This window comes from Enterobacter sp. DSM 30060, from assembly GCF_013375955.1.
GTDB classification, from domain to species: domain Bacteria; phylum Pseudomonadota; class Gammaproteobacteria; order Enterobacterales; family Enterobacteriaceae; genus Enterobacter; species Enterobacter intestinihominis.
Window position 1 is genome coordinate 3221396 of sequence record NZ_CP056118.1, and the last position, 24179, is coordinate 3245574.

The following is a 24179-nucleotide window of genomic DNA, read 5'->3' on the forward strand; positions in this document are numbered from 1 at the left end:
TTTTTTCTCTGCGGTTTGGCGCTGCCTATCGGTTTAATAGCGAAAGGATGGTTGAAGTTCTAACTTAATGATTTTAAAGTTATTTATATAAATTGATGCAGATCAATCTTAATTCGTTAAGTGACAAGGCGGGCAGGTGAAATATTTTGGCAATATAAGAGAGTTTGTAAGAAATTATTTGAAGGGCTGACGAGACCTATATTCTGCATGGCCGGTAAGCCATGCAGAATTTAAGGGCTAGTTGAGGTCAATCTTATGTACTTTTGGTTCCGGGCGCATGGTCAATGTAGAGCCCATTGACGCCGCGATAATGGAACAGAGCGCCAGCGTCTGCACCAGTGTCAGGGTTTCGCCGAGGAACATCATTCCAGAGATGGCAGCCAGCGCGGGCTCCATGCTCATGAGCGTACCAAAAATACGCGTAGGCAGACGCGTCAGGGCGATCATCTCCAGAGAGTAGGGCAGCGCCGTGGAAAGAATGGCGACCGCCAGCCCAACCGGCAGGATTGACCACTGCCATATTGAGTCCGTTGCTTGTGCCATGCCGATCGGGACAAAGATAACCGCGGCAATCAGCGAGCCTAAGGCGACCGTCGCGGGGCCGTGCTCTTCGCCCGCACGCTGGCCAGTGAGAATATACACCGCCCAGCACGCCCCTGCGCCCAGCGCCAGAGCGGCCCCTGTCAAATCGATTTGTGAAACGCTTTGGCCGAGCGGCAGAAGGAACCATAGCCCCAGCACAGCCAGTATGACCCAGATAAAGTCTACCGGGCGACGAGAAGAAAAGAGGGCAACCGCCAGCGGGCCGGTAAATTCAAGCGCGACCGCGATCCCCAGCGGGATAGTCTGAATAGAGAGGTAGAACATGTAGTTCATCCCTCCCAGCGCCAGCCCATAAAAAAGCAGAGGCAGTCGCTGCTCCTTTTTAAACCGTAGCCGCCAGGGTTTAAAGACAACCACGAGGATCAGGGTGCCTAATGCGATACGCAGCGCCGTGACGCCGGGCGCACCAATCAGTGGAAACAGCGATTTTGCCAGCGACGCGCCGCTTTGTATGGACATCATCGCGATAAGTATGACTGCCACCGGCATCCAGACCGACGATTTACGAGGTAAACCTGGCATCCTTTCTCCTGTCAATTTTTGTCAAAAGAGGTAAAAGTCGCAGTGTAATGGAAATAACCTGCAACGGTTGAGCTACTGTTGAAAAAAAATCCAGGGAAAATCCGTAAAATGAGAAAACGTTGCTGATTTTATCGCCTGAAAGATTAGGAATAATCTGGATGAACTAAATGGCGATGACGCGCACTATTAGCATTTACAGGTGAAAATCTGGAGTTATTTGAACGAGATAGCTGATGCTGGAAATGTTCTGTTACAGGAAAGGTCGCATTAGACATCGTGAATGACAAAGAGTTTCACAGATTTTTTTGATATATTTAAAACTTACGGACTTACTTGAAGCACATTTGAGGTGGTTATGAAAAAAATTGCATGTCTTTCAGCACTGGCAGCTGTTCTGGCTGTTTCCGCAGGTACCGCTGTAGCGGCAACTTCAACTGTAACTGGTGGTTACGCTCAGAGCGATATGCAGGGCGTTATGAACAAAACCAACGGTTTCAACCTGAAGTACCGTTACGAGCAAGACAACAACCCGCTGGGTGTGATCGGTTCTTTCACTTACACTGAGAAAGATCGTACTGAAAATGGCTCTTACAATAAAGGTCAGTACTACGGCATCACCGCGGGTCCTGCTTACCGCCTGAATGACTGGGCAAGCATCTACGGTGTTGTAGGTGTTGGCTACGGTAAATTCCAGCAGACCGAAAACCAGGGTCTGAACCGTACTGCAAGCAACAGCGACTACGGTTTCTCCTATGGCGCAGGTATGCAGTTCAACCCAATCGAAAACGTTGCTCTGGACTTCTCCTATGAGCAGAGCCGTATCCGCAACGTTGACGTTGGCACCTGGATCGCGGGCGTAGGTTACCGCTTCTAATCACTTCGGTGAGCCAGTAAAAAATCCGCCCAATGTGGCGGATTTTTTTTGTTTGTACCCTCTCCCAGTGGGAGAGGGCCAGAGTGAGGGCATCAGCCTGCACGAGACGACAGAGATCACTTACTCTTAATATCGAAAATATCCGTCCCCAGATGGTTATAGTCAACTTTCTGTAACCTGAAGTTGGTAATGTAAACTGGCGGGCCCTTCTTCCCGGAGATAAACGGGTAATCATTTTTTATCTCTTTCGCCTTAATCCCCGTCCACTGTGAGAAGAATTTCAGGAAATCGTTCGCGGAACGGCGCGCTTTGATGATGCGATGCGTTTTGTCATCACTCGACAGCACCATAAACGGTACCTGGAAGTTCTGCTGAAACTTGTCATCGTGGGCCAGATACTGCACCTCTTTACCGCGCTCCTTAAACGCCAGACCGTGGTCAGAGAAATAGACCATCGAGAAGCTATCGCCGCTGTTGCGCAGCTGCGCGTACAGCTTGCTGAGCAGATCGTCGGTTTGCGTCATGGTGTACAGATAACACGAGGTCTCTTTGGATTGCACAAACTCCGCATATTTTCCCCCGGTACGATCGCATGCCTGCGGGTGTGACCCCATCAGGTGCAGGACGATCAGCTGCGGCTGGGTGCGCTGAGTGGCAAAGACCTGCGCGGTCATTTTTAGCAACGCTTCATCTTTTGTGTTTTTATCGGCTTCGAAATCACCGCTTTTCAGGAACTGTACCTCGTCGGCACGCTTCGCGATGCTGGCAATGGCGGTATCATACTCGCCGATCTGCCCCTGGTTGGAGAACCACCACGTCTGAAAACCTGCCCGGTTGGCCAGGGTGACAAAATTATCCTGAAACTGCGGTTTTCCATCCACGACACGGTTGAGCGTCAGACCGAGAGATTTCTGCGTCGAACCGCTGGCCGCCACGTAATCGGTAAACAGCGTACCGTTGACGGAGCTGGCAAACGGCGTGTTATCCCAGTGACCGCCAAACGCGCCGAGCGCATCGCGACGCGCGCTTTCACCGATCACCACCACATAGGTGTGATACTTCGGTTTCACCGCCAGCACGTTCCAGGTATCTTTCATGGTGGAAAGCTCGGCCATACGCGCCTGCTCGTCGAGCACTTCCTCGTTATTCACTACCACGTCTTTAACGAAGCGAAACACCGGATACCCGGTATCTTTAAGCTTAAACACGCCGCCCCAGGCCAGATTTTGTACCGGCGCAACAAAAAACGTCACTACGCTAAAGGCCAGGCACAGGCTTTCAATTTTACCCCATGTTTTTTTCCCGACCTGCTTACGGCGAACCGCAATCACGCCGAGAGCAAAAATGAAAAGGCCAACCACGTAGTTGTACCACGGGAAGATCGTCAGGATCTCTGTAGACTCTTCCATATTGGTGGAGTGGAGCGCCAGCAGGGTATTAAAGTTCGGCGCGCCATAGGCCTGGCCGAACGGGAAATAGGCGGCAGCCACCAGAGAACAGATCCCGATAAGCACTTTCTGCATGCGCGGTGCGCTTCGCCATAGCAGGTGAAGAATGCAGGTGAACCCGACGGCATAAAGCAGGCTAAAGGGGTAGCCAAGAGCAAAGTTAATCAACAGCGATTGCAAAAAATAGAATCCCGTCCACGGGCTTAGGGCCCGGCTGCGGGTAACAAGTGTATCAATCAGGGTTACGTTCATAGATCACTATCACGAAAACGCCATGTGCTCACCCTGGCGTCAAGGGTCAAAGCCTGCCGGACAGTGCGTGGAAAGGGAATGGAGGTCCGCTTCAGCGAGCCGCAAATTGTGCAGGGCTGCAAGAAGATAGTGCGAGCGTGAATCAAGGTCAACAGTTGCTAAACAGATGTTTTGCGAAGGGGGCTGCAAATCCGCAAAAATAATCAGGAAAAAGTGAGTTTACAACGAAAGTGTGACAGGAAAATGAAGCGGCGTGCCGCGACGCCGCTTAGTGAGAAGATTTGTCGTCCTGATGCGGTTTGGCGTTAAACATATCGCACAGCATGTTCAACAGCATTAGACGCACTTTAAAAGGAGAGTGGGTAAACACGTTCATACACCTCTTGAATTCATTCATAAGACCTCCTGATTCATGATCCCTTCGATCCGTGAAGGGTGACTGCATTACATAAAGATATAGCACAGGCTATATTGTATAGCTATGGCTAATTCGTTAATTTTTTGTGCTTGTAGAGCTATGGTTTACAATGTGCGCTCCGTTACAGGGCGCTGGAAGCGTCAACCCATTGAGGAAGCACAATGAACCGTCGCGCAGGTAAGCCAACAACAAAAAAAACGACGCAACTGGTGAACGTTGAAGAACATGTGGAAGGCTTCCGCCAGGTGCGTGAGGCGCACCGCCGGGAGCTGATTGATGATTATGTTGAACTGATCTCCGATCTGATTCGTGAAGTTGGAGAAGCGCGCCAGGTGGATATGGCCGCACGCCTGGGGGTGTCGCAGCCAACCGTTGCCAAAATGTTAAAACGTCTGGCGTCGGTCGGGCTGATCGAGATGATCCCCTGGCGCGGGGTGTTTCTCACCGCTGAAGGCGAAAAGCTGGCGCAGGAGAGCCGCGAGCGCCATCAGATCGTCGAGAATTTTTTACTGGTGCTGGGCGTCAGCCCGGAAATTGCCCGTCGGGATGCCGAAGGTATGGAACACCACGTCAGCGAAGAGACGCTGGTGAAGTTCCGCGAATTTACGCTCAAATATGGCCCCGCCGCTGAATGAACATCCCCGGCTTGCAGGCCCTGAAACGCGATCGTTTTTTCCATCTTTTACTTATCACTGGCGTTGGGCTCAGCGTCTTTGTTCCCTTCACGCCGCACACCTGGCCAGCGGCCATAGACTGGCGCACCATTATTACCCTGAGCGGTTTGATGATGCTCACCAAAGGCGTGGAGCTGAGCGGCTATTTTGACGTGCTGGGGCGCAAAATGGTGCGCCGCTTCGCCACCGAGCGCAAGCTGGCTCTGTTCATGGTCTTTTCGGCGGCGCTGCTGTCGACGTTCCTCACTAATGACGTAGCGCTGTTTATCGTGGTGCCGCTTACGCTCACGCTGCGTAAGCTGTGCGAAATACCGGTTACCCGTCTGATTATCTTTGAAGCGCTCGCCGTCAATGCAGGCTCGCTGCTCACGCCGATCGGTAACCCGCAGAACATTCTGCTGTGGGGACGCTCCGGCCTGTCGTTTACCGCATTTACCTGGCAGATGGCGCCGCTGGCGCTGGCGATCGTGGCGACGCTGCTGGTGGTGGGCTGGTTTGCTTTCCCGAATAAATCGTTGCAGTACCACAGCGGTACCACCGGCCCCCAGTGGCAGCCGCGTCTCGTCTGGAGCTGCCTGGGACTGTATATCGTTTTCATTACCGCGCTGGAGTTAAACCAGGCGCTGGCGGGCGCGCTGCTGGTGGCGTGTGGCTTCCTGTTCCTCGCCCGGCGGGTGCTGGTGAGCGTTGACTGGACGCTGCTGCTGGTGTTTATGGCGATGTTTATTGACGTCCATCTACTGATCCAGCTCCCGGTATTGCAGACCGTTCTCCATAGCGTCAGCGGTCTGTCGCAGCCGGGACTATGGCTGACGGCGATTGGTCTCTCGCAGGTGATCAGTAACGTGCCGTCCACCATTTTGCTGCTTAACTATATTCCCCCAACGGTACTGCTGGCGTGGGCGGTCAACGTCGGCGGCTTTGGGCTGCTGCCCGGCTCGCTGGCCAACCTCATCGCCCTGCGGATGGCCAACGATCGCCGCATCTGGTGGCGCTTCCATTTATGGTCAATCCCGATGCTGCTCTGGTCTGCGGCGGTCGGTTTCGGACTATTCCTTCTCATATAGTGCGCAATTTGTCAGTTTTTCCTGGCAAATGTATAGCAACGTCCTAGCTTTAGTGAACGGCATAGTGTGATGCCGCTCACTGACAGGACCGTTGCTGAACTATGGCAGAAGATCAAAATCCACCTGCTGACGAGCAGGATCAAAACAATAACGAGCGCAAGCGCCCGGGCAAAAAACCGTTAATTATCCTTGGCATCGTGGTCATCGTGATGGTGATTGTGGCGCTGGTCTGGTGGTTTTTGACCCGTAACGAAGAGACCACCGACGACGCCTTCACCGACGGCGACGTAGTGACCATTGCCCCAAAAACGGCAGGCTACGTTACCGAACTTCGCGTGCGGGATAACCAGCGTGTAAAGAAAGGGGATGTGCTGGTGGTGATCGATCCGCGTGATACCACCGCCCAGCGTGATCAGGCTCAGGCCCAGCTTGGGCTGGCGGTTGCGCAGTTGCATCAGGCACAGGCGCAGCTGGCGCTCTCGAAGGTGCAATATCCCGCCCAGCGCGATGAAGCCAAAGCCCAGGTACTGAAAGCCCAGGCGGATATGGCCAACGCTCAGGCGGAGTACCGCCGTCAGCGCGGCGTTGACCCCCGCGCGACCACACAACAAAGCATCGATGCCGCGAACGCTCAACTGCGGAGTGCACAGGCGGGTCTGGCCAGCGCGCAGGCGCAGCTGGAGGTGGCGGAGCAGGTCCAGTTGCAAATCCGCCAGCAGGAGACTAACGTCGAAGCCCGCGAACGGCAGGTCGATCAGGCCAGAGCGCAGTTGGAAACCGCCAACCTGAACCTCTCTTATACCGAAGTCCGCGCCCCGTTCGACGGTTTTGTCACCAAACGCAACGTCCAGCCTGGTACGCTGGTGCAGGCAGGCACGGCACTGTTCTCGCTGGTTTCCCCGAACGTGTGGGTGGTGGCGAACTTCAAGGAGTCGCAGCTTGAACGTATGAAGCCGGGCGACAAAGTGACCGTGTCCGTCGATGCCTGGCCGGATATGGCGCTCGAAGGCCATATTGACAGCATCCAGCAGGGCAGCGGCTCGCGCTTCTCCGCCTTCCCGTCGGAAAACGCCACCGGTAACTTTGTGAAGATCGTTCAGCGCGTGCCGGTGAAAATCGTCATTGATAAGGGGCTGGATCCGAACAAACCGCTGCCGCTGGGGCTGTCGGTTGAACCGAAGGTCACCGTGGAATGACGGACAGCAGCCACGAAAACTGGAAGCCCGCCAGTAACCCGTGGGCGGTGGCGATTGTGGTCACCCTGGCGGTGTTTATGGAAATTCTGGACACCACCATCGTCAACGTGGCGCTGCCCCACGTCGCGGGGTCGCTCTCGGCCAGCTATGACGAATCTACCTGGGTGCTCACCAGCTACCTGGTGGCGAACGGCATCGTGCTGCCGATCTCGGCCTTCCTGAGCCGGCTGTTTGGCCGCAAGCAGTTCTTCCTGATCTGCATTGTGATGTTCACCATCTGCTCGTTCCTGTGCGGCATCGCCACCGAGCTTTGGCAAATCATCCTGTTCCGTGTGATGCAGGGCTTTTTTGGCGGCGGGTTGCAGCCCACGCAGCAATCGGTGCTGCTCGATTACTTCAAGCCGGAGGACAGGGGCAAAGCCTTTGGCCTTTCATCCATTGCCATTATCGTCGCGCCGGTACTTGGCCCGACGCTGGGAGGCTGGATCACCGATAACTACTCCTGGCGCTGGGTGTTCTTTATCAATATTCCGGTAGGGATTGTGACGGTGCTGGCCATCTATCAGCTGCTGGAAGATCCGCCGTGGGAGAAAAAGTCGGAAGAGAAGCTCACCGTCGACTGGACGGGGATCGGCCTGATCGCTCTCGGACTTGGCTGTTTGCAGGTGATGCTCGACCGGGGCGAAGATGATGACTGGTTCTATTCGAACTTTATCCGCACCTTCGCGGTACTGACGCTGGTCGGCATTATCGGCGCGATCTACTGGCTGATGTATGCCAAAAAGCCGGTGGTGGATCTGCACTGTATGAAGGATCGCAACTTTGCGATCTCCAGCCTGCTGATGGCGGGGATGGCGATGATCCTCTACGGCAGTTCGGTGGTTATTCCGCAACTGGCGCAGCAGGATTTGGGCTATACCGCCACCTGGTCCGGGCTGGTGCTCTCGCCCGGCGCGGTGCTGATTGTGCTGACTATTCCGCTGGTACTGAAGCTGATGCCGGTGGTGCAGACGCGCTGGATCATCGCCTTCGGCTTTACCTGCCTGGCGGTGTCCTTCTTCTGGTCCCGGACGCTGACGCCGGATATCGATTTCGAAACGCTGGTGCTGTTTCGCAGCGCCCAGTCGATTGGACTCGGGTTCCTGTTTGTGCCCCTCACCACCATCGCCTTTATCTCGATCCCGAGGCGGCTTAACGCCGACGCGGCGGCGCTGTTTACCATGTTCCGCAACGTGGCCGGCTCGATTGGGATTTCGCTCTCGACGGCGGCGATCACCGAGCGCTCGCAGGCGCACAGCGCGCATCTGGCTTACCACGCTTCGCCGTTTAATGAGCAGTTCCAGCTGGCGATACGCGAAAGCGCCCAGGCGATCCAGAACTTCACCACTCAGGTGGGCGATCCGACCGGCATTGCCACCGGGCGGATGTACCAGACCATGATCGAGCAGTCGCGCTTTCTGGCCTACATTGACGTCTTCACCATTCTGAGCGCGGTGGCCTTCTTACTGATTCCGTTTTGTTTGTTGCTCTCGCCGGTTAAGAGCGAGGGGAGTGCAGGAGCACACTGATGATACACAGACGTTTACACCCCCTGATGATAATGATGCTGCTGGTGGGCTGCGCCGTCGGGCCGGACTACCAACAGCCTGCACCGCCCGCCACCACGCACTGGAACGATAAGGGCGACGGCGCGGTGAAATCACAAACGTCCTCCGCGGCAACTAACCCGCGCTGGTGGAAAACTTTCGGCTCGCCGCAGCTCGACAGCCTGATTGAACGCGCCATCGCCGGAAATCTGACGCTACAGCAAACGGTATTGCGCATTGCCGGCGCGCGCGAACAGATTAACCAGGCCGGCGGGGCATTTTTCCCGTCGGTGAATGGCAATGTGCAGGCGACGCGCCAGCAGCTTGGGCTGGAAGGGGAGCTGAAATCCCACGGCGTGTATGACCAGTTGAGTAATGTCGATCCGCAGCTGCGAAGCGCGTTAGGCCCGCTGACGCAGCCGATTAACCTCTATCAGGGCAGCTTCGACGCTCAGTGGGAAATCGACCTGTGGGGCAAGGTGCGCCGTCAGGTAGAAGCGGCCGAGGCGCAGCAGCGGGCGGCGATCGAGCAGCGTAACGATGCGCTGGTCTCGCTGGAAGCCGAAGTGGCGCGGGCGTGGCTACAGCTGCGAGGAGCGCAGAGCATCATTGCCACGCTTAATACGCAAATTGAAAGCGCGCAGCAGACGCTGGATCTGACCGAAAGCCGCCAGCGGGGCGGGCTGTCACCGCAGATGGACGTAGAAAACGCCCGGGCGCAGCTGGGCAATCTTGAAGCCCAATTGCCGCAGTATCAGGCGCAGGAACGCCAGGCGATGAACGGGCTGGCCATCCTGCTCGGCAAACCGCCGGGGGCGCTGGATGCCGAATTACAATCCGTGCAGCCGATGCCAGCGTTGCCGGATATTGTGCAAACCGGCATTCCGTCAACGCTGGCGCGTCGGCGCCCGGACGTGCGCGAAGCTGAGGCGAACCTCCATGCCGCCACGGCGCAAATTGGCGTCTCGGTAGCCGAACTGTTCCCAAGCTTCACCCTCTCCGGGCAGTTTGGCCTGCGTAACAGCGAATCCGGCTGGCTGACCGACTGGAGCAGCCACTTTTACAGCTTCGGTCCGCAGGTCTCCATCCCCATCTTCCAGGGCGGTCGGCTGGTCTCCAGCGTCAAGGTGGCCCGCGCACAGCAAGGGGCGGCGGTGCTGGACTACCGTCAGACGGTGCTGACGGCGCTCGGCGACGTTGAAAACGCGCTGGTGAGCTATCGCACTGACCAGCAGCGTGAGGCGGGCCTGGCGAAAACCATCGACGCGCTGCAAAACGCTTTTGATCTCGCCAGCGACAGCTACCGGCAGGGGATCGCCAGTTTTATTGACGTGCTGGACGCCCAGCGTCAGCTCGCTCAGGCCGAACAGCAGCGGGCGCAGGCGCAGGTGCAGAGCGCGCTTGACCTGGTGGCGCTCTACAAAGCCCTCGGCGGCGGCTGGGAGCCGTATCAGCAGGTTCAGCTGCCAGACTACAGCGTCTTTGGCGATGCCCCGCGCGGATAGATTCAGAGGATTGGGCAAGAAACGGACAGGAACGCCACATTCGCGATGGCTGGGGGGCGGGTATAACTAACAGACACCCAATCGACATGCGAGGAAAGCGTTATGCGTTATCAAAAACTGGGCAATACCGGACTGTTTGTTTCTGAACTCTGCCTCGGCACCATGACCTTCGGCGGCGAGGGCGGCATGTGGGGCAAGATTGGCCAGCTTAGGCAAAACGAAGCCGAGCAGCTGGTGGGCCGCGCGCTGGACGCGGGCATCAACTTTATCGACACTGCCGACGTCTATTCGGAAGGACGCTCGGAGGAGATCCTCGGGCAGGCGCTGAAAAACCTGAACGTTCCACGTGAAAACGTGGTGGTCGCCACAAAGGTGTTTGGTGAAACGGGCACGGCGGGAGTGAACTCACGCGGCGGCTCGCGCTATCACATTATCGACAGCGTAAAGAACAGCCTGCGCCGCCTGCAGCTCGATCATATCGATCTCTATCAGCTGCACGGTTTCGACCCCGCGACCCCCATTGAGGAGACGCTTTACGCACTGGATAACCTTGTGCAGCACGGTCACGTGCGATACATCGGCGTCTCGAACTTGACTGCGTGGCAGATTGCCAAAGCGCTCGGTATTTCTGAACGTCTTGGGCTGGCGCGTTTCGCATCGTTGCAGGCGTATTACACCATTGCCGGACGTGACCTGGAGCGCGAGCTGGTGCCGATGATGCAGAGCGAAGGCGTCGGATTAATGGTCTGGAGCCCGCTGGCGGGCGGCCTGCTGAGCGGAAAATACGGTCGTGACGGGCAGAGCGAAACCGGAGGCCGCCGTCTGGAATTTGACTTCCCGCCGGTGAATAAAGATCGCGCCTTCGACTGCGTGGACGTAATGCGCGTCATTGCCGAGCGTAGGGGCGTCTCCGTGGCGCAAATCGCGCTGGCATGGCTGCTGCATCAAAAAGCGGTGACCAGCGTCATTATTGGTGCGAAACGCGTCGATCAGCTGGACGATAATATTGCCGCCACCGGGATCCGCTTAAGCGAAGACGAGCTTAAACAGCTTGATGCCGTCAGCGCGCTGCCGCGCGAATATCCAGGCTGGATGCTGGAGCGGCAGGGGGAATACCGACGTAGTCAGCTCGCGCAGCAGTAACCTTCCTTTTCCCCGGTGGCGCTTCGCTTACCGGGGCTACTATCTCTGGTCTTTATTTCAACCCACCTCACAAAAAATGCTCCTTCTCTTTGCCTGATGTTTCATCTCGATCTATATGACTAGTCATTAAATTTAAATGACTAGTCATATAGGGAGAGACCATGAACAAATCACTGCAAGCCAGTTTTTTATGGGGCAACTCGGTATCCAGCATGCAGACGGAAGGGGCATGGAATGAGGGCGGGAAGGGGATGTCGGTATATGACATTCGGGAAGCAGGAGAAAACATCTCCGACTGGAAAGTGGCGACCGACTCCTACCACCGCTACCGGGAAGATTTCGATCTGATGCAGGATCTGGGCATGAACTGCTACCGCTTCCAGATCTCCTGGAGCCGCGTCTGCCCGCAGGGTGACGGCGAGTTCAACGCCGAAGGTATCGCGTTTTACGACCGCTTTATTAACGATCTGCTCGCCCGCGGTATTGAGCCGATGGTCTGCCTCTACCACTTCGATATGCCGCTGGCGCTGGCGCAGGAGTACAACGGCTTCAACGAACGCCGGGTGATGGAGGCCTTTATCCGCTACGGCAAGAAGATGATCGACTGCTACGGCGATCGCGTGAAGTACTGGCTGACCTTCAACGAGCAGAACATTTTCCATATGCCGGAAGCTTTTCGCATTTCCGGTTACATGAAAGGCGAGCAAACCCTGCGCGAGCTGTATGAGCTTCAGCACCATGCGATGGTGGCGCACATGACTCTGACCGAATACCTGCACCAGACTAAGCCGGGCAAGCTGATGGGCGGCATGCTGGCGCACCAGTTGATTTATCCAGCCACCTGCAAACCGCGTGATATCTTCTGCGCCCAGCAGTACGACGAATTCCTCAACCAGAACCTGCTGCGCGTCTTCGCGGGACAGGGCTACAGCCCGGCGGTGAAGGCGGTGGTGGAGCAGGAGGGCTTCGGTGATATCTACCGCGCAGACGATCTCGCGCTGTTTGCGCGCACGAAGAACGACTTTATGGCCTTCAGCTATTACGCCAGCAAAACGCTGGACAGCGATGCCATTCCTGAAGGCACGCCGGTGAACCATTACCTGCTGCATGGCGAGAAAAATAACCCGTACCTGAAAGCCACCGAGTGGAACTGGCAGATCGACCCGCTGGGCTTTCGCACCATCATCACCCGCTATGCCAACGACTGGCGGATGCCGGTATTCCCGATTGAAAACGGCATCGGCGTGATCGAGTCCTGGGACGGGGTAAACCCGATCGAGGACACCTACCGCATCGACTACCACCGGGCGCACATCGAGGCGATGAAAGCGGCAATATTCGAGGACGGGGCAGAGGTAATGGGCTACCTCGGCTGGGGCTTAATCGACATTCTCAGCTCGCAGGGTGACATGCGTAAGCGCTACGGCGTGGTCTACGTCAACCGTGAAAATCACGACCTGAAAGACCTTAAGCGCGTGCCGAAGAAGAGCTACGCGTGGTTAAAACAGGTTATCCATACTAACGGACGCGAGATGTAAGCCGTACGCTGCCGGGCCGTTTTTGTGACTGATTGATGGGAATACTCCGCTATGTCTGAAACAAAAATAACACCGCACATGCAGTCTTTTGTCGATAAATTTGTTGAGTTCTCGGCGCGCCTGGCAAACCAGGTACACCTGCGATCCCTGCGGGACGCTTTCGCCACGGTGATGCCGATTTTCATCCTCGCCGGTCTGGCGGTGCTGGTGAACAACGTCGTGTTTCCATGGGTGCTGGAAGGCGACACGCTCACGCAGTTTAAGGTGTGGGGCGAGGCGATTATCAACGGCACGCTGAACATCGCCGCGCTGCTGCTGGCGCCGATGATCGCCTGGTCGCTGGCGCGCAACAAAGATTTCGACAATCCGGTCTCGGCAGTGGTTATCGCCGTCAGCAGCTTCATCATCATGATGCCGATGAGCTTACAGATTACGCCTGTCGGCAGCGACGCCACGGTGAACGTCACCCAGGTGCTGACGTTCGCCAATATCGGCTCGACCGGGATTTTCGCCGGGGTGCTGATTGGGCTGCTCTCAACCGAGCTGTTTATCGCCATTTCACGGCTGAAGGCGCTGCACATTTCGCTGGGGGAGAACGTGCCTCCGGCGGTGAGCAAATCCTTTACCGCGCTGATCCCGACAATCCTCACGCTCTCCCTGTTTGCGGTGCTGGCGGCCATACTGGCGAACGTGCTGCATACGGATCTGATCCATCTCATTACGACATTCATTCAGCAGCCGCTGCGGCTGATCAACACCAGTCTGCCCGGGACGATCTTCATTTACAGCTTCGGTAACTTCCTGTTCACGCTCGGTATTCATCAGTCGGTAGTCAACAGCGTGGTGCTGGAGCCGTTTCTGCTGATTAACACCAACGAGAACATGCTGGCCTTTGCCAACGGCCAGCCGATCCCACACATCATCAACAACATTTTTGTGCCGACCTTTGGCATGGTGGGCGGGACGGGCAGCACTATCTCATTGCTGATCGCTATCTTCATCTTCTCAAGACAGAAATCAGCGAAGCAGGTGGCGCGTCTGTCACTGGCGCCGGGTCTGTTCAACATCAACGAGCCGGTGATTTTCGGCCTGCCGATTGTCTTTAACCTGCCGCTGATGATCCCGTTTGTGCTGCTGCCCGCCATCGGGATTTACTTTGCGTGGCTCTGTACCACGCTGGGTCTGATGTCGCGCTGCGTGGTGATGATCCCGTGGACCACGCCGCCGATCCTCAGCGCCTGGCTGGCGACGGCGGGGGACTGGCGGGCGGTGGTGGTGCAGTTGGCAATCATCGTATTTGGTGTATTCTTCTACCTGCCTTTCCTCAAGGTGGCCGAGCGAGTGGCCGTGAAAAACAGCGGGACAGAAAACTAATTTAAGGAAGGAAGATGGCGGCGAAGTACATCACCATAGCGCGGGAAATTAAGAAACGCATTATTACCCAGCAGTACGCCGCCAATGAACCGTTGCCGGACCAGTTCGCGCTGGCGGCGGAATTCAGCACCAGCCGGATGACCATTCAGCAGGCGATGCGTCAGCTGATCGTAGAAGGGCTGGTCTATACCCGGCAGGGACAGGGCACGTTTATCCGCAAAAATTTCCTCCAGCTTTCCCAGTGGGATCTCTCCGGCAGCGACTACTTTGGGGCGACCAAAACCTGGGAACATTTAGGCACGGTGACGAGCCAGGTGGTGCACTTCGAACTTCGCTTCCCGAACGAGAAAGAGCAGGCCTCGCTGATGATAAATCCGGATACGCCGATCTATGACTTCATCCGTCTGCGTTTACTCAACGGTGAGCCGATGTCCCTGGACGCCACGGTGATGCCGCTCAATCTGGTGCCCGGGCTGAACAAAACCCATCTTGAAAGTTCGGTATTCCGGTATGTGCAGGAGACGCTGGGGCTGAAGATCATGGGATCGTATCGTGTGGTGCGGGCGCTGAAGCCCAGTGCGCTGGATATGCAGCATCTGGTCTGTGAGCCAACCGACCCGGTGCTGGAGGTCGAGCAGGTGATCTATCTGGAAGATGGTACGCCGCTGGAGTACGCCCATTGTCACTATCGCTATGATCATGGCGGCATCGTAATTGTGAATAACGGATAAAAAAAAGCGGGCCTTGAGGCCCGCTTTGTTCGTGCTCGCGATTAGTTCAAACGCACCGGCATACCGGAACGGTTCTGAATCGCCTGGTCAACGATGGTCGTGTCAACATCCGCCTGAGAGGTAACGGACTGCACCGCGCTGGTCAGCTTAATCGGTACGATTTCGTTGTTGTTGATCTGATCTTCGCTGGTGGACAGCGGGTTATGCACTTCAATGTAACGGCTGCCGTCCGGCTCTGACGTCGCTTTCACCGGTTCGTTAATGAACTGCACGCGCGTACCGACCGGCACGTTATCGAACAGGAATTTGATGTCTTCATTACGCAGACGTACGCAGCCGTGGCTTACGCGCAGGCCGATACCGAAGTTGGCGTTAGTACCGTGGATGGCATACAGACGACCAATGTACAGCGCGTACAGACCCATCGGGTTATCCGGGCCAGCAGGCACAACGGCCGGCAGCGGTTCACCGGCAGCAATGTACTCAGCGTGCATTTTGGCGGTCGGCGTCCAGGTTGGGCCCGCTTTCTTACGCTCCACTTTGGTGGTCCAGTTCAGCGGGGTGTCTTTACCCAGCTGACCGATACCGATAGGCAGCACGATCACGGTGTTGGTGCCTTTCGGGTAGTAATACAGACGCATTTCGGCGCTGTTAATCACGATACCTTCGTGCACGGTATCCGGCAGGATCAGCTGCTGTGGAATGTTGAGTACGGTACCCGCTTTCGGCAGATACGGGTCAACGCCCGGGTTCGCTTCCAGCATGTTAGACAGGCCGAGCTGATACTGCGCCGCGAAGTATTCCAGCGGCTGAGTGTTACCTTCCGGAACCGTCACCACCTGGTTTTCACCCACCAGACGGCTTCCGTCTGTCGGCAGGGGATACGTCACCGCAGACGCGGTCTTACAAAAACCTACTACGGCTAACGCCGCCGCAAAAAGCGTTGTTAATTTCATGTTCATGTTATGCGAGGTATCTAAGCCATTCTGGCGATGAGTTGAGAAGTCTGAATCTGTAATGGGAGCGCATTATATGTGCATTCCCGTTAACTGGGAATTCAGATGTGTACGAAATCACATTTTTTTCGATTTTGTTAAAGTTTAGTGGATTACCGCAACACAGGATCTCAATTCGGAATTGTGGCATAATGCCGCGTTTATCACACTTTTCGCAGGAATCTCTCCGTGTTAGTTACCAGCAACGTCACTATGCAGTTTGGCAGTAAGCCGCTGTTCGAAAATATTTCCGTCAAATTTGGCGGCGGCAACCGTTACGGCCTGATTGGTGCCAACGGTAGCGGAAAATCCACCTTTATGAAGATCCTCGGCGGTGACCTGGAGCCGACGCTGGGCAACGTGTCGCTCGACCCGAACGAGCGTATCGGTAAGCTGCGTCAGGATCAGTTCGCCTTCGAAGAGTTCACCGTGCTCGACACCGTGATCATGGGGCATGCGGAGCTGTGGGAAGTGAAGCAGGAGCGCGATCGTATCTACGGTCTCGCTGAGATGAGCGAAGAAGACGGTTACAAAGTGGCCGACCTGGAAACGCAATACGGCGAAATGGACGGCTACTCTGCGGAAGCGCGTGCGGGCGAACTGCTGCTGGGCGTCGGCATTCCTGTTGAACAGCATTATGGTCCGATGAGCGAAGTTGCGCCAGGCTGGAAGCTGCGTGTGCTGCTGGCGCAGGCGCTGTTCTCTAATCCAGACATCCTGCTGCTCGACGAACCGACCAACAACCTGGACATCGACACCATCCGCTGGCTGGAGCAGACGCTGAACGATCGCGACAGCACCATGATCATCATCTCGCACGACCGTCACTTCCTTAACATGGTGTGTACCCACATGGCGGATCTGGATTACGGCGAGCTGCGCGTTTATCCGGGCAACTACGATGAGTACATGACGGCGGCAACCCAGGCGCGTGAACGTCTGCTTGCCGACAACGCCAAGAAGAAAGCGCAGATTGCGGACCTGCAATCCTTCGTGAGCCGCTTCAGCGCCAACGCCTCTAAATCGCGCCAGGCAACGTCGCGTGCCCGTCAGATCGACAAAATCAAGCTCGAAGAGGTAAAAGCCTCCAGCCGTCAGAACCCGTTCATCCGCTTCGAGCAGGACAAGAAGCTGTTCCGTAACGCGCTGGAAGTGGAAGCCCTCACCAAAGGCTTCGATGAAGGCCCGCTGTTCAAAAACTTCAACCTGCTGCTGGAAGTGGGCGAGAAGATTGCTATCCTGGGCGCCAACGGCGTGGGTAAATCTACCCTGCTAAAAACTCTGGTGGGCGAAATGCAACCGGATAACGGTACCGTGAAATGGTCTGAAAACGCGCAGATTGGTTACTACGCGCAGGACCATGAATATGAGTTCGAAAACGATCTGACCGTCTTCGACTGGATGAGCCAGTGGAAGCAGGAAGGCGACGACGAGCAGGCGGTACGCAGCATTCTGGGGCGTCTGCTGTTCAGCCAGGACGACATCAAAAAGCCCGCCAAAGTGCTCTCCGGTGGTGAAAAGGGCCGTATGCTGTTCGGCAAGCTGATGATGGAAAAACCGAATATCCTGGTGATGGACGAACCAACCAACCACCTGGATATGGAATCGATCGAATCCCTGAACATGGCGCTGGAGATGTATCAGGGCACCCTAATCTTCGTCTCTCACGACCGTGAGTTCGTCAGCTCCCTGGCGACCCGCGTGATTGAAATCACGCCAGAGCGCGTGGTGGACTTCACCGGTAACTACGAAGATTACCTGCGCAGTAAAGGTATCGAGAGTTAAAAAAATAGCCGGGTGGCGGCTTCGCCTTACCCGGCCTACGTTCTATCCCCTCTCCCTGTGGGAGAGGGTTAGGGTGAGGGCATCAGGCCGCACTAAACCACCCACTCGCCCCCTTCAACCCCGTTCACCCGCAGCGTACGTTTTTCCCCCGTCGGTAACGACACCTTCAGTGCCTTCCATGCCGGACGATAGTCGCCGCGCGCATTCACCTTCAGGTTGATACTTGCGCCGTCGCACACCATCTCCCATTCCACCCACAGCGCATTGCCGTTCAGGTAGCCCCAGCTTTCGCCGTCATCCTCAAACAGCAGCCCGGAGGTGGTGCCGACGCCTTTCACCGGGAACAGTTTTAGCTCACGGGTAACGTCTTTATCGGCGCTCACGTGACGGATGCGTTCGCTGAGCGGCAAACCGGCCCCTGCGCGCACCAGAAGCGGCAGCTTTTCCAGCGGCGCATCAAGGACGATCGATTGCCCGCCCGCATACCACGTGTGGGTGTAAAAATCGTACCAGCCGGTTTCGTTATCCGGCAGCCAGACGCGGCGCTCGCGCTGCCCGGCTTCGACGACGCTGGCCACCAGCAGGTCACGGCCCAGCAGGAAGTCGTCGCACTCTTCAAAGGTCTGCGCATCGTGCTCATGATCGAGGAAGGTCGGGCGCAGCATCGGCTCGTCGTCGGCGTGCGCCTGCCAGAGCAGGGTGTAGAGGTACGGCAGCAGGCGATAGCGCAGTTCAATGGCGCTGCGAATCGCAGGGGTCACGCTCGGGTACATCCACGGTTCGTTCACGGTGCGATCGTCATTCCACGAGTGGATGGTAAAGCGCGGATGCATCACGCCGTTCTGTACCCAGCGCACGAACAGCTCGGCATCCGGCTTGTCGCCGGAGAAACCGCCGACGTCGTGACCGACGTTGAACAGTCCGGACAGGCTCATGCCCAGGCCCATGCGGATGTTATAGCGCAGGGTGTCCCAGTTGGTACGGTTGTCGCCGCTCCAGGTCTGAACGTAGCGCTGCATTCCGGCACAGCCGGAGCGGGAGATCAGATACGGACGTTTATCCGGCGCAAAGCGCTGCTGTGCTTCCAGCGAGGCGCGCATCATCAGCAGCGGCATCACCGGGCGAATATGCTTGATGGCGATCGCCTGGCCGAAGCCATAGCAGCGCGCTTCCCCGTCCCACACTTCATACTCGTTGTTGTCGTTCCAGGTGGAGTCGATGCCCATCTCCAGCAGCTGCGTGGTCACGCCGTTCTGCCACCACTGCACCGTCTGCGGGTTGGTGAAATCGAGATGCGATCCTTCGTCATCCCAGAAGCTGGAACGTTCAGGCGCATCGGTTTCTGAATCGCGAATGAACAGGCCGCGTTCCGCCACTTCGCCGTAGCGGGGATGATCCTGCAACAGACACGGCTTGATGTTTGCCGCAAGCCGCAGCCCCGCGTCGTGGAACGCCTGGCTCATCACCTTCGGCTGCGGCACTTTGTCGTAGTTCCAGTTAAAAACGTAGCGCTTGCCGTTAATCGAGGTATAGCCGGAGGAGAGCTGGAACGAGTCGCACGGAATGGCATGCTCATCGCACAGGCGGATGAAGTTCATCAGCTGGTCCTGCGCGTCCGGCGCGTCGGTGTAGTGCATGGTTGAGCCGCTGTAGCCCAGGCTCCACTTCGGTCCGAACAGCGTTTTCCCCGTCAGGCGCACGAAGGCTTTCGTCACGTCCAGCACGCGCTTGCCGGTGAAGAGGTAGTAGTCAATATCGCCCGCTTCCGCCTGCCAGCGGCGGTAGGCGGTGTGATAGTTGTCGATCTCGTTACCCAGATCCAGCCAGCAGCTGCTCAGGTTATCGTAGAACAGGCCGTAGCTCACGTCATCGCGACGGGTGAGGGTGAACGGGATGTGCTTGTAAAGCGGATCGGTGCTGGCGGCGTTATAGCCCATCGCGTCCAGGTTACGCATCTCATAGCGTTTGCCGTTACGCTGTAAATCCCCCGCTTTCTCACCCAGACCGTAAAAACGTTCATCCTTACGGCGGCTGAGATAGTGCGCCACGCCGTCACCGTGGGCGTTCAGCAGGTAGGCGCTGGTGGGACGGTCGTTAACCAGCGGCTGCCACTCGCCCGCTTCATTGCGGTAGTGCCACTCCAGCCACAGGGGCTGGTGGACGGTGACGCGCAGCTGTTCGGTCGCTACGGTTAACGCATCGCCCTGCTGCGTCAGTGTCCAGGCCGGGCAGGTGAAGCCGCTGACATCGTCACGACGGCGGCCTTCCCACGGTACGTCTTGTTCCGGCGCGATGCTCCAGGTGCGGTCCAGCGCCAGCTGGCCTTTACGCTTGATCAGCACGCGGAACAGATTCTCTTCCAGCACATACAGGCACAGACGGTGCTGGTTATCCACCAGCAGTTCCAGATGATTCGCCGACTGCGTATCGATGGTCCAGTTTTTCAGGGTTTTCATATGCAATACATCCACTATCAGGCGCGCTTGGCGCGACGTTCAGCAATAAATGCCACCAGGAAGAAAGCGCCAATCAGGTCAAAGAAGCCCATGGCGATAAAGAGCGGGTTGAAGCCGATTTTGTCGGCGGTCACCCCAATCAAAAGAGAGAACAGGAAGCTGGCGATCCACGCCGCTGAGCCGCGCATGCCGTTAACCGTCGCCATCTGGCCCTTGTCGAACGACTCCACGACCAGCGCGCTCAGCATGCAGGAGATAATCTGGTGGCCGAAACCGCCGATGGAGATCAGCACGATGGTGATATACGGGTCGCGGGTCACGGCCACAACGGCCAGAGAAATCATCAAAAACGCGCCGGTCACTGAACTTGCCACCACCGAGTTGACGCGGGTGCAGCCGAACCAGCGGGTATAAAGCCGGGTGAGGTAGCCGCTCGCCACGCTGCCGAGGTCGGCGGCGAGGAACGGCAGCCAGGCGAACATCGCGATCTGTTTCAAATCCATGCCGTGCTCTTTGGCGAGGTACAGCGGCACCCAGAAGCTCAGCACCGCCCAGGCGGGTTCCGCCATAAAGGCCGGAATGGCGATACCGTAGAACCGTTTGTTCTTCGAGACGGTTTTCAGCGCGGTCAGAAAGGGCAGCCTGACCGGTGCGGGTTCGTTATCCTGTTTGATAAACGCCAGCTCGTCGCGGCTCAGGTTCGGGTGCTGCTCCGGGTTGTGATAGAAGATCCACCACAGGATCACCCACAGCAGCGCCAGCACGCCGGTAAACATAAACGCACCCTGCCAGCCGAACGACGCATGAGCGAAGTAAATGATTGGCGGAGCCAGCATCGCACCGATGGAGAAGCCCACGCCCGCCCAACCGGCGGCAACAGGACGCTCTGATTTCGGGAACCATTCACCGATGGTTTTGGCGTTCGCTGGCGTGGCGGCGGCTTCGGACGCGCCCATAAAGAAGCGCAGGATCGCGAGATGCAGCCAGCTCCCGGCACCTGCGTGGAAGATACACATCAGCGCCCAAATCCCGGCGCAGACCATAAAGCCAATCTTGAGGCCGATAACGTCAATCAGCCAGCCGCAAAGGGGCTGGAAAATGGTATAGGCGATCTGGAACGCGCCGACGATCCACGAGTATTGCTCGGTGGTGATACCAAGGCTCTCTTTCAGCTCGGGGGCGAGAATACCTAACGAGTTACGGGTGATGTAGTTTACGGTCACGCCAAGAAGAAACAGCACCAGTACGTACCAGCGCAGATTCTTAATGACGCGACGGGTTTTGCTTGTCGCAACGGTGTTGTTGATGTCCTGACTCATTTTCTTCTCCACAAGACGGACGGTAAGGGACAAAGGTTCAGGTGTCACACAGCGTCAGGCGTTTGAAAGTTATCTGTTTTAGAGTGCTAAGCTGCTATACAACTAGTATGGAAGTTGTGTGACAGGTTCACCTTAAGAGAGAAATTGAGCAGGAAATAGTGGATTTTGTGCAAACTTTCTCATAAACGAGGTTTAATTTTCGGCATTATGGCCTTCTCGCAAGTTATTACCTGATAAAGATGTTGTGAAAATTTTTTCATTTCACATCCGGAGCCAGATCACAAAATGGATAAAAGGCTTAAAATCACCGAAATCGCCGCCCGTACCCGGCTCTCCATCAGCACCGTTTCCCGCGTGCTGGCGGGGAAGGCAAACACCAGCGAAAAAGCACGGGCAACGGTGCTGGCATGCGCGCGGGAGCTGGGGGTAATAGAGGGCATGGCGGCGGGGCGTCTGCTGCTTAACAGCCTGATGGTGTTTGCCCCGCAGCGGGCGTTTGACGAGCGGTCTGACATCTTTTACTACCGCGTCATCCAGAGCGTGAGCAAAGGGCTGGCCTCGCACGAGGTTCGCCTGCGTTACTGTGCGCTGGAGGAGAACGACAGCGACGCCCAGCTGTTTCTGGCCCGCATGAACGAAGTGGACACCCAGGCGGCGATCCTCCTCGGTATCGACGATCCGCATATCCACGATCTGGCGGTAGACGTGGGCAAACCCTGCATGCTGATTAACTGCCGGGACCGCCACATGCGCCTGCCCGCCGTCGCGCCGGATCACCGCGCCATTGGCGAGCGGGCGGCGGAGTACCTGTTCGAGATGGGGCACCGGGAGGTGATGAATGTGCTGTGTTTGCGTCGCTATACCATGGAGCTGCGCCTGTCGGGGATCCGCGACGCGTGGCACGGCCATAACCTCAGGTTTAGCGACCGGCGCGATCTGCTGATGGTGCCAAGCTTTAGCGCCAAAGAGACGGAGCAGCTGGTGAGTGAGTGGCTTCACCAGCAAAAAGGGAAAGATCTGCCGACGGCGTTCCTGGTGGGCGGCGACTTTATGGCGGCGGGGACCATCAGCGCCCTGCAAAAACACGGTCTGCGCGTGCCGCAGGATGTCTCGGTGATGAGCATCGACGGCTTTAATCTCGCGGCGATTCAGGATGTGCCTCTGACGGCGGTGCATGTCCCGCGCGATGAGCTGGGAACAGAAGCGGTATATATGCTCCAGCAGCGGCTGATGCGCCCGGACGCGCCGGTGGGTACGTTGCTGCTGAACGGCACGCTGGCCGTGCGGGAATCGGTACGGCGGATACGTCAGGGAAAACGACGCACCGCCGTTGAGCGGGAAGGGCTTTACGACAGTTAAGCCATGCCCAGCGCGCGCTTGCCGTGGATGTTCAGATCGTTCACGGTGAAACGGTCCTGCCAGCTTTTCTCATAATCCTCGCGCGGGAAATCTCCCGGTGACGCGCCGGTTTCCAGCGCTTCCTTGACCTTTTTCGCGTAGGCGAGGTTTTTCTCGCACATCGGCGCGGCAGGAATATACATCACGTTGCCCCAGCCCTGTTGGTTTTCCACCGGCGCGACCGAGTGGATCACATCGCAGTGCCACCAGACAGAATCACCGGCTTCCAGCGCGGGAATGCTGGTCAACGCTTCGATGAGCAGCGGATGCCACTTCTCAGAAATCGGCAGCACGCGCCCCGGCGCCACGCCGCACAGTTCGTCTTCCGGCACGTCGTCCAGCAGCGGACGCAGCAGAATGTAAGCCATCGCTTCCGGGATCGGCACCACGTGCAGCAGCCCCTGGCCGGGGATCATGTCCGACAGTGCCGTCCAGCCCTGGAAGGTGCGGAACACGGAGCATTTGGTGGTGTTATCCACCGTGTACTCTTCCACCTCGGTACGGTGCGCAGCATTCCACGGATCGTATTTCTCAACGTTGCCGTCAAACACGCGGGCAAAGACCTGCTGATAAGCGGGCAGCAGCCAGCGCTCCAGCGCGCCGGAATCGGTGTGTGCGCCAAGTCCTTTCGAGGTTGTTCCTGGTGGGCGGCGGCGAATGCGGTCCGGATAAATTACGCTCACGTCCGGGTCGAACCACTGCTTACCGTTGCTCTCAAATGTCCATAAACGGTTCAGGAACGACTGTACCTGTGCCATCTCTTCACTCTGGCGCGCCTGCATTTGCGCCTGAGACCAGTAGATCGGATAAATCTCCGGGCGAGAGGCCGTTAAGGTGCCGAAGAAGTTATCGCCGGGTCCTTTGTAAACCTCGTCAAACTTATTCAGATCGAGGTAGTCGAGCATCGATTGATCCCATGCCAGCGCCTGCTCGCGCGGGAAGTGGCTTTTGATCACCGCGCAGCCGCGACGTTTAACCGCTTCGCGCTGTTCGGCGGTGATCGTACCGTTTTTCACATCCGTAAAGGGGATTACCGGCCATACGGATTCACCTTTATTTTTAAGGGCGTTAATTTCCGCCACGCGGGCGGCGATTTTGTCGCTAAGCCGGTCGAACACTGCCTGCACGTCACCGATCTGGGCCCGTAGCGCGCGTTTCATCTGACGAATTGCCGCTTTGTGGTCCGCTGGCAACGTTTCGCTGGTAAAGGTCATAACTGCCTCGCATCTTTCATTCGAAAGTAAAAGTGTCTACAAGTGATACTTTAAGTTAAAAATAAGTTAATGCAAGTTTAA

The 24179-nt window shown here is 56.9% G+C and carries 19 protein-coding genes; 12 read left to right on the forward strand and 7 right to left on the reverse strand.

All coding sequences use genetic code 11. The features are described from left to right. Nucleotides 1–237: 237 nt before the first annotated feature. Nucleotides 238–1125 (reverse strand): threonine/homoserine exporter RhtA, encoded by an 888-nt coding sequence (gene rhtA, locus HWQ15_RS15310; protein WP_023305742.1) that lies wholly within the window; start codon nt 1123–1125, stop codon nt 238–240. A 355-nt stretch (nt 1126–1480) separates the two neighbouring features. Here rhtA and ompX point away from each other — a divergent pair, with 355 nt between their 5' ends. Beyond that, complete coding sequence (ompX, locus tag HWQ15_RS15315) at nt 1481–1999, forward strand: outer membrane protein OmpX (RefSeq protein WP_003858450.1); 519 nt, start codon at nt 1481–1483, stop codon at nt 1997–1999. A gap of 116 nt (nt 2000–2115) precedes the next feature. On the opposite strand, the gene HWQ15_RS15320 is transcribed toward ompX, so the two are convergent. Both HWQ15_RS15320 and mntS read right to left on the reverse strand, forming a co-directional pair. Beyond that, entirely contained in the window at nt 2116–3699 is a 1584-nt protein-coding gene (locus HWQ15_RS15320; protein ID WP_022647524.1) for a phosphoethanolamine transferase, read from the reverse strand. A gap of 268 nt (nt 3700–3967) precedes the next feature. Further along, a complete protein-coding gene (gene mntS, locus HWQ15_RS15325) occupies nt 3968–4096 on the reverse strand; it encodes a manganase accumulation protein MntS (protein ID WP_022647525.1) in 129 nt (42 codons plus the stop codon). Between the two features lie 182 nt (nt 4097–4278). Between mntS and mntR the strand changes: the two genes are divergently transcribed. The 9 genes from mntR to HWQ15_RS15370 all read left to right on the forward strand — a co-directional run bounded on the left by mntR (nt 4279) and on the right by HWQ15_RS15370 (nt 14931). After that, on the forward strand, nt 4279–4752 hold the full coding sequence (gene mntR, locus HWQ15_RS15330) for a manganese-binding transcriptional regulator MntR (protein ID WP_022647526.1): 474 nt from the start codon (nt 4279–4281) through the stop codon (nt 4750–4752). Further along, nucleotides 4749–5858 (forward strand): anion transporter, encoded by a 1110-nt coding sequence (locus HWQ15_RS15335; protein WP_063149510.1) that lies wholly within the window; start codon nt 4749–4751, stop codon nt 5856–5858. The genes mntR and HWQ15_RS15335 overlap by 4 nt, the downstream gene beginning before the upstream one ends. Before the next feature lie 101 nt (nt 5859–5959). Further along, nucleotides 5960–7054: an HlyD family secretion protein gene (locus HWQ15_RS15340; protein WP_022647528.1), complete on the forward strand. Its 1095-nt coding sequence runs from the start codon at nt 5960–5962 to the stop codon at nt 7052–7054. Beyond that, complete coding sequence (locus HWQ15_RS15345) at nt 7051–8622, forward strand: DHA2 family efflux MFS transporter permease subunit (RefSeq protein WP_022647529.1); 1572 nt, start codon at nt 7051–7053, stop codon at nt 8620–8622. Before HWQ15_RS15340 ends, HWQ15_RS15345 begins: the two co-directional genes overlap by 4 nt. Beyond that, nucleotides 8622–10145, forward strand: a complete 1524-nt coding sequence (locus HWQ15_RS15350) for an efflux transporter outer membrane subunit (protein WP_022647530.1) — start codon at nt 8622–8624, stop codon at nt 10143–10145. The genes HWQ15_RS15345 and HWQ15_RS15350 overlap by 1 nt, the downstream gene beginning before the upstream one ends. Nucleotides 10146–10247: 102 nt before the next feature. After that, complete coding sequence (locus HWQ15_RS15355; RefSeq protein WP_063149509.1) at nt 10248–11288, forward strand: aldo/keto reductase; 1041 nt, start codon at nt 10248–10250, stop codon at nt 11286–11288. Nucleotides 11289–11449: 161 nt separating this feature from the next. Then, nucleotides 11450–12826 carry a glycoside hydrolase family 1 protein gene (locus tag HWQ15_RS15360; protein WP_063149508.1) on the forward strand — a complete coding sequence of 459 codons (1377 nt, stop codon included), beginning with the start codon at nt 11450–11452 and terminating at the stop codon, nt 12824–12826. 51 nt (nt 12827–12877) lie between these two features. Further along, on the forward strand, nt 12878–14200 hold the full coding sequence (locus HWQ15_RS15365) for a PTS sugar transporter subunit IIC (RefSeq protein WP_063149507.1): 1323 nt from the start codon (nt 12878–12880) through the stop codon (nt 14198–14200). Nucleotides 14201–14214: 14 nt separating this feature from the next. Next, the gene (locus tag HWQ15_RS15370) at nt 14215–14931 is read left to right on the forward strand and encodes a GntR family transcriptional regulator (protein ID WP_015571043.1); all 717 of its coding nucleotides are present in this window, start codon (nt 14215–14217) and stop codon (nt 14929–14931) included. 41 nt (nt 14932–14972) lie between these two features. On the opposite strand, the gene ldtB is transcribed toward HWQ15_RS15370, so the two are convergent. Beyond that, entirely contained in the window at nt 14973–15893 is a 921-nt protein-coding gene (gene ldtB / locus HWQ15_RS15375) for a L,D-transpeptidase (protein ID WP_003858435.1), read from the reverse strand. A gap of 222 nt (nt 15894–16115) precedes the next feature. On the opposite strand from ldtB, the gene HWQ15_RS15380 reads away from it, so the two are divergent. Further along, nucleotides 16116–17711 (forward strand): ABC-F family ATPase, encoded by a 1596-nt coding sequence (locus HWQ15_RS15380; protein ID WP_023299657.1) that lies wholly within the window; start codon nt 16116–16118, stop codon nt 17709–17711. A gap of 92 nt (nt 17712–17803) precedes the next feature. Here HWQ15_RS15380 and HWQ15_RS15385 read toward each other — a convergent pair whose 3' ends face one another. Together HWQ15_RS15385 and HWQ15_RS15390 are read right to left on the reverse strand one after the other, a co-directional pair. Next, nucleotides 17804–20167, reverse strand: coding sequence for a TIM-barrel domain-containing protein (locus tag HWQ15_RS15385; protein ID WP_063149506.1), 2364 nt, complete (start codon nt 20165–20167; stop codon nt 17804–17806). A 17-nt stretch (nt 20168–20184) separates the two neighbouring features. Continuing rightward, complete coding sequence (locus HWQ15_RS15390; RefSeq protein ID WP_023299659.1) at nt 20185–21486, reverse strand: MFS transporter; 1302 nt, start codon at nt 21484–21486, stop codon at nt 20185–20187. A gap of 285 nt (nt 21487–21771) precedes the next feature. Here HWQ15_RS15390 and HWQ15_RS15395 point away from each other — a divergent pair, with 285 nt between their 5' ends. Next, nucleotides 21772–22845, forward strand: a complete 1074-nt coding sequence (locus tag HWQ15_RS15395; RefSeq protein WP_032676354.1) for a LacI family DNA-binding transcriptional regulator — start codon at nt 21772–21774, stop codon at nt 22843–22845. On the opposite strand, the gene HWQ15_RS15400 is transcribed toward HWQ15_RS15395, so the two are convergent. Then, a complete protein-coding gene (locus tag HWQ15_RS15400; RefSeq protein ID WP_022647538.1) occupies nt 22842–24098 on the reverse strand; it encodes a DUF1479 domain-containing protein in 1257 nt (418 codons plus the stop codon). The two genes, HWQ15_RS15395 and HWQ15_RS15400, sit on opposite strands and share 4 nt — an antisense overlap. Nucleotides 24099–24179: the final 81 nt, after the last annotated feature.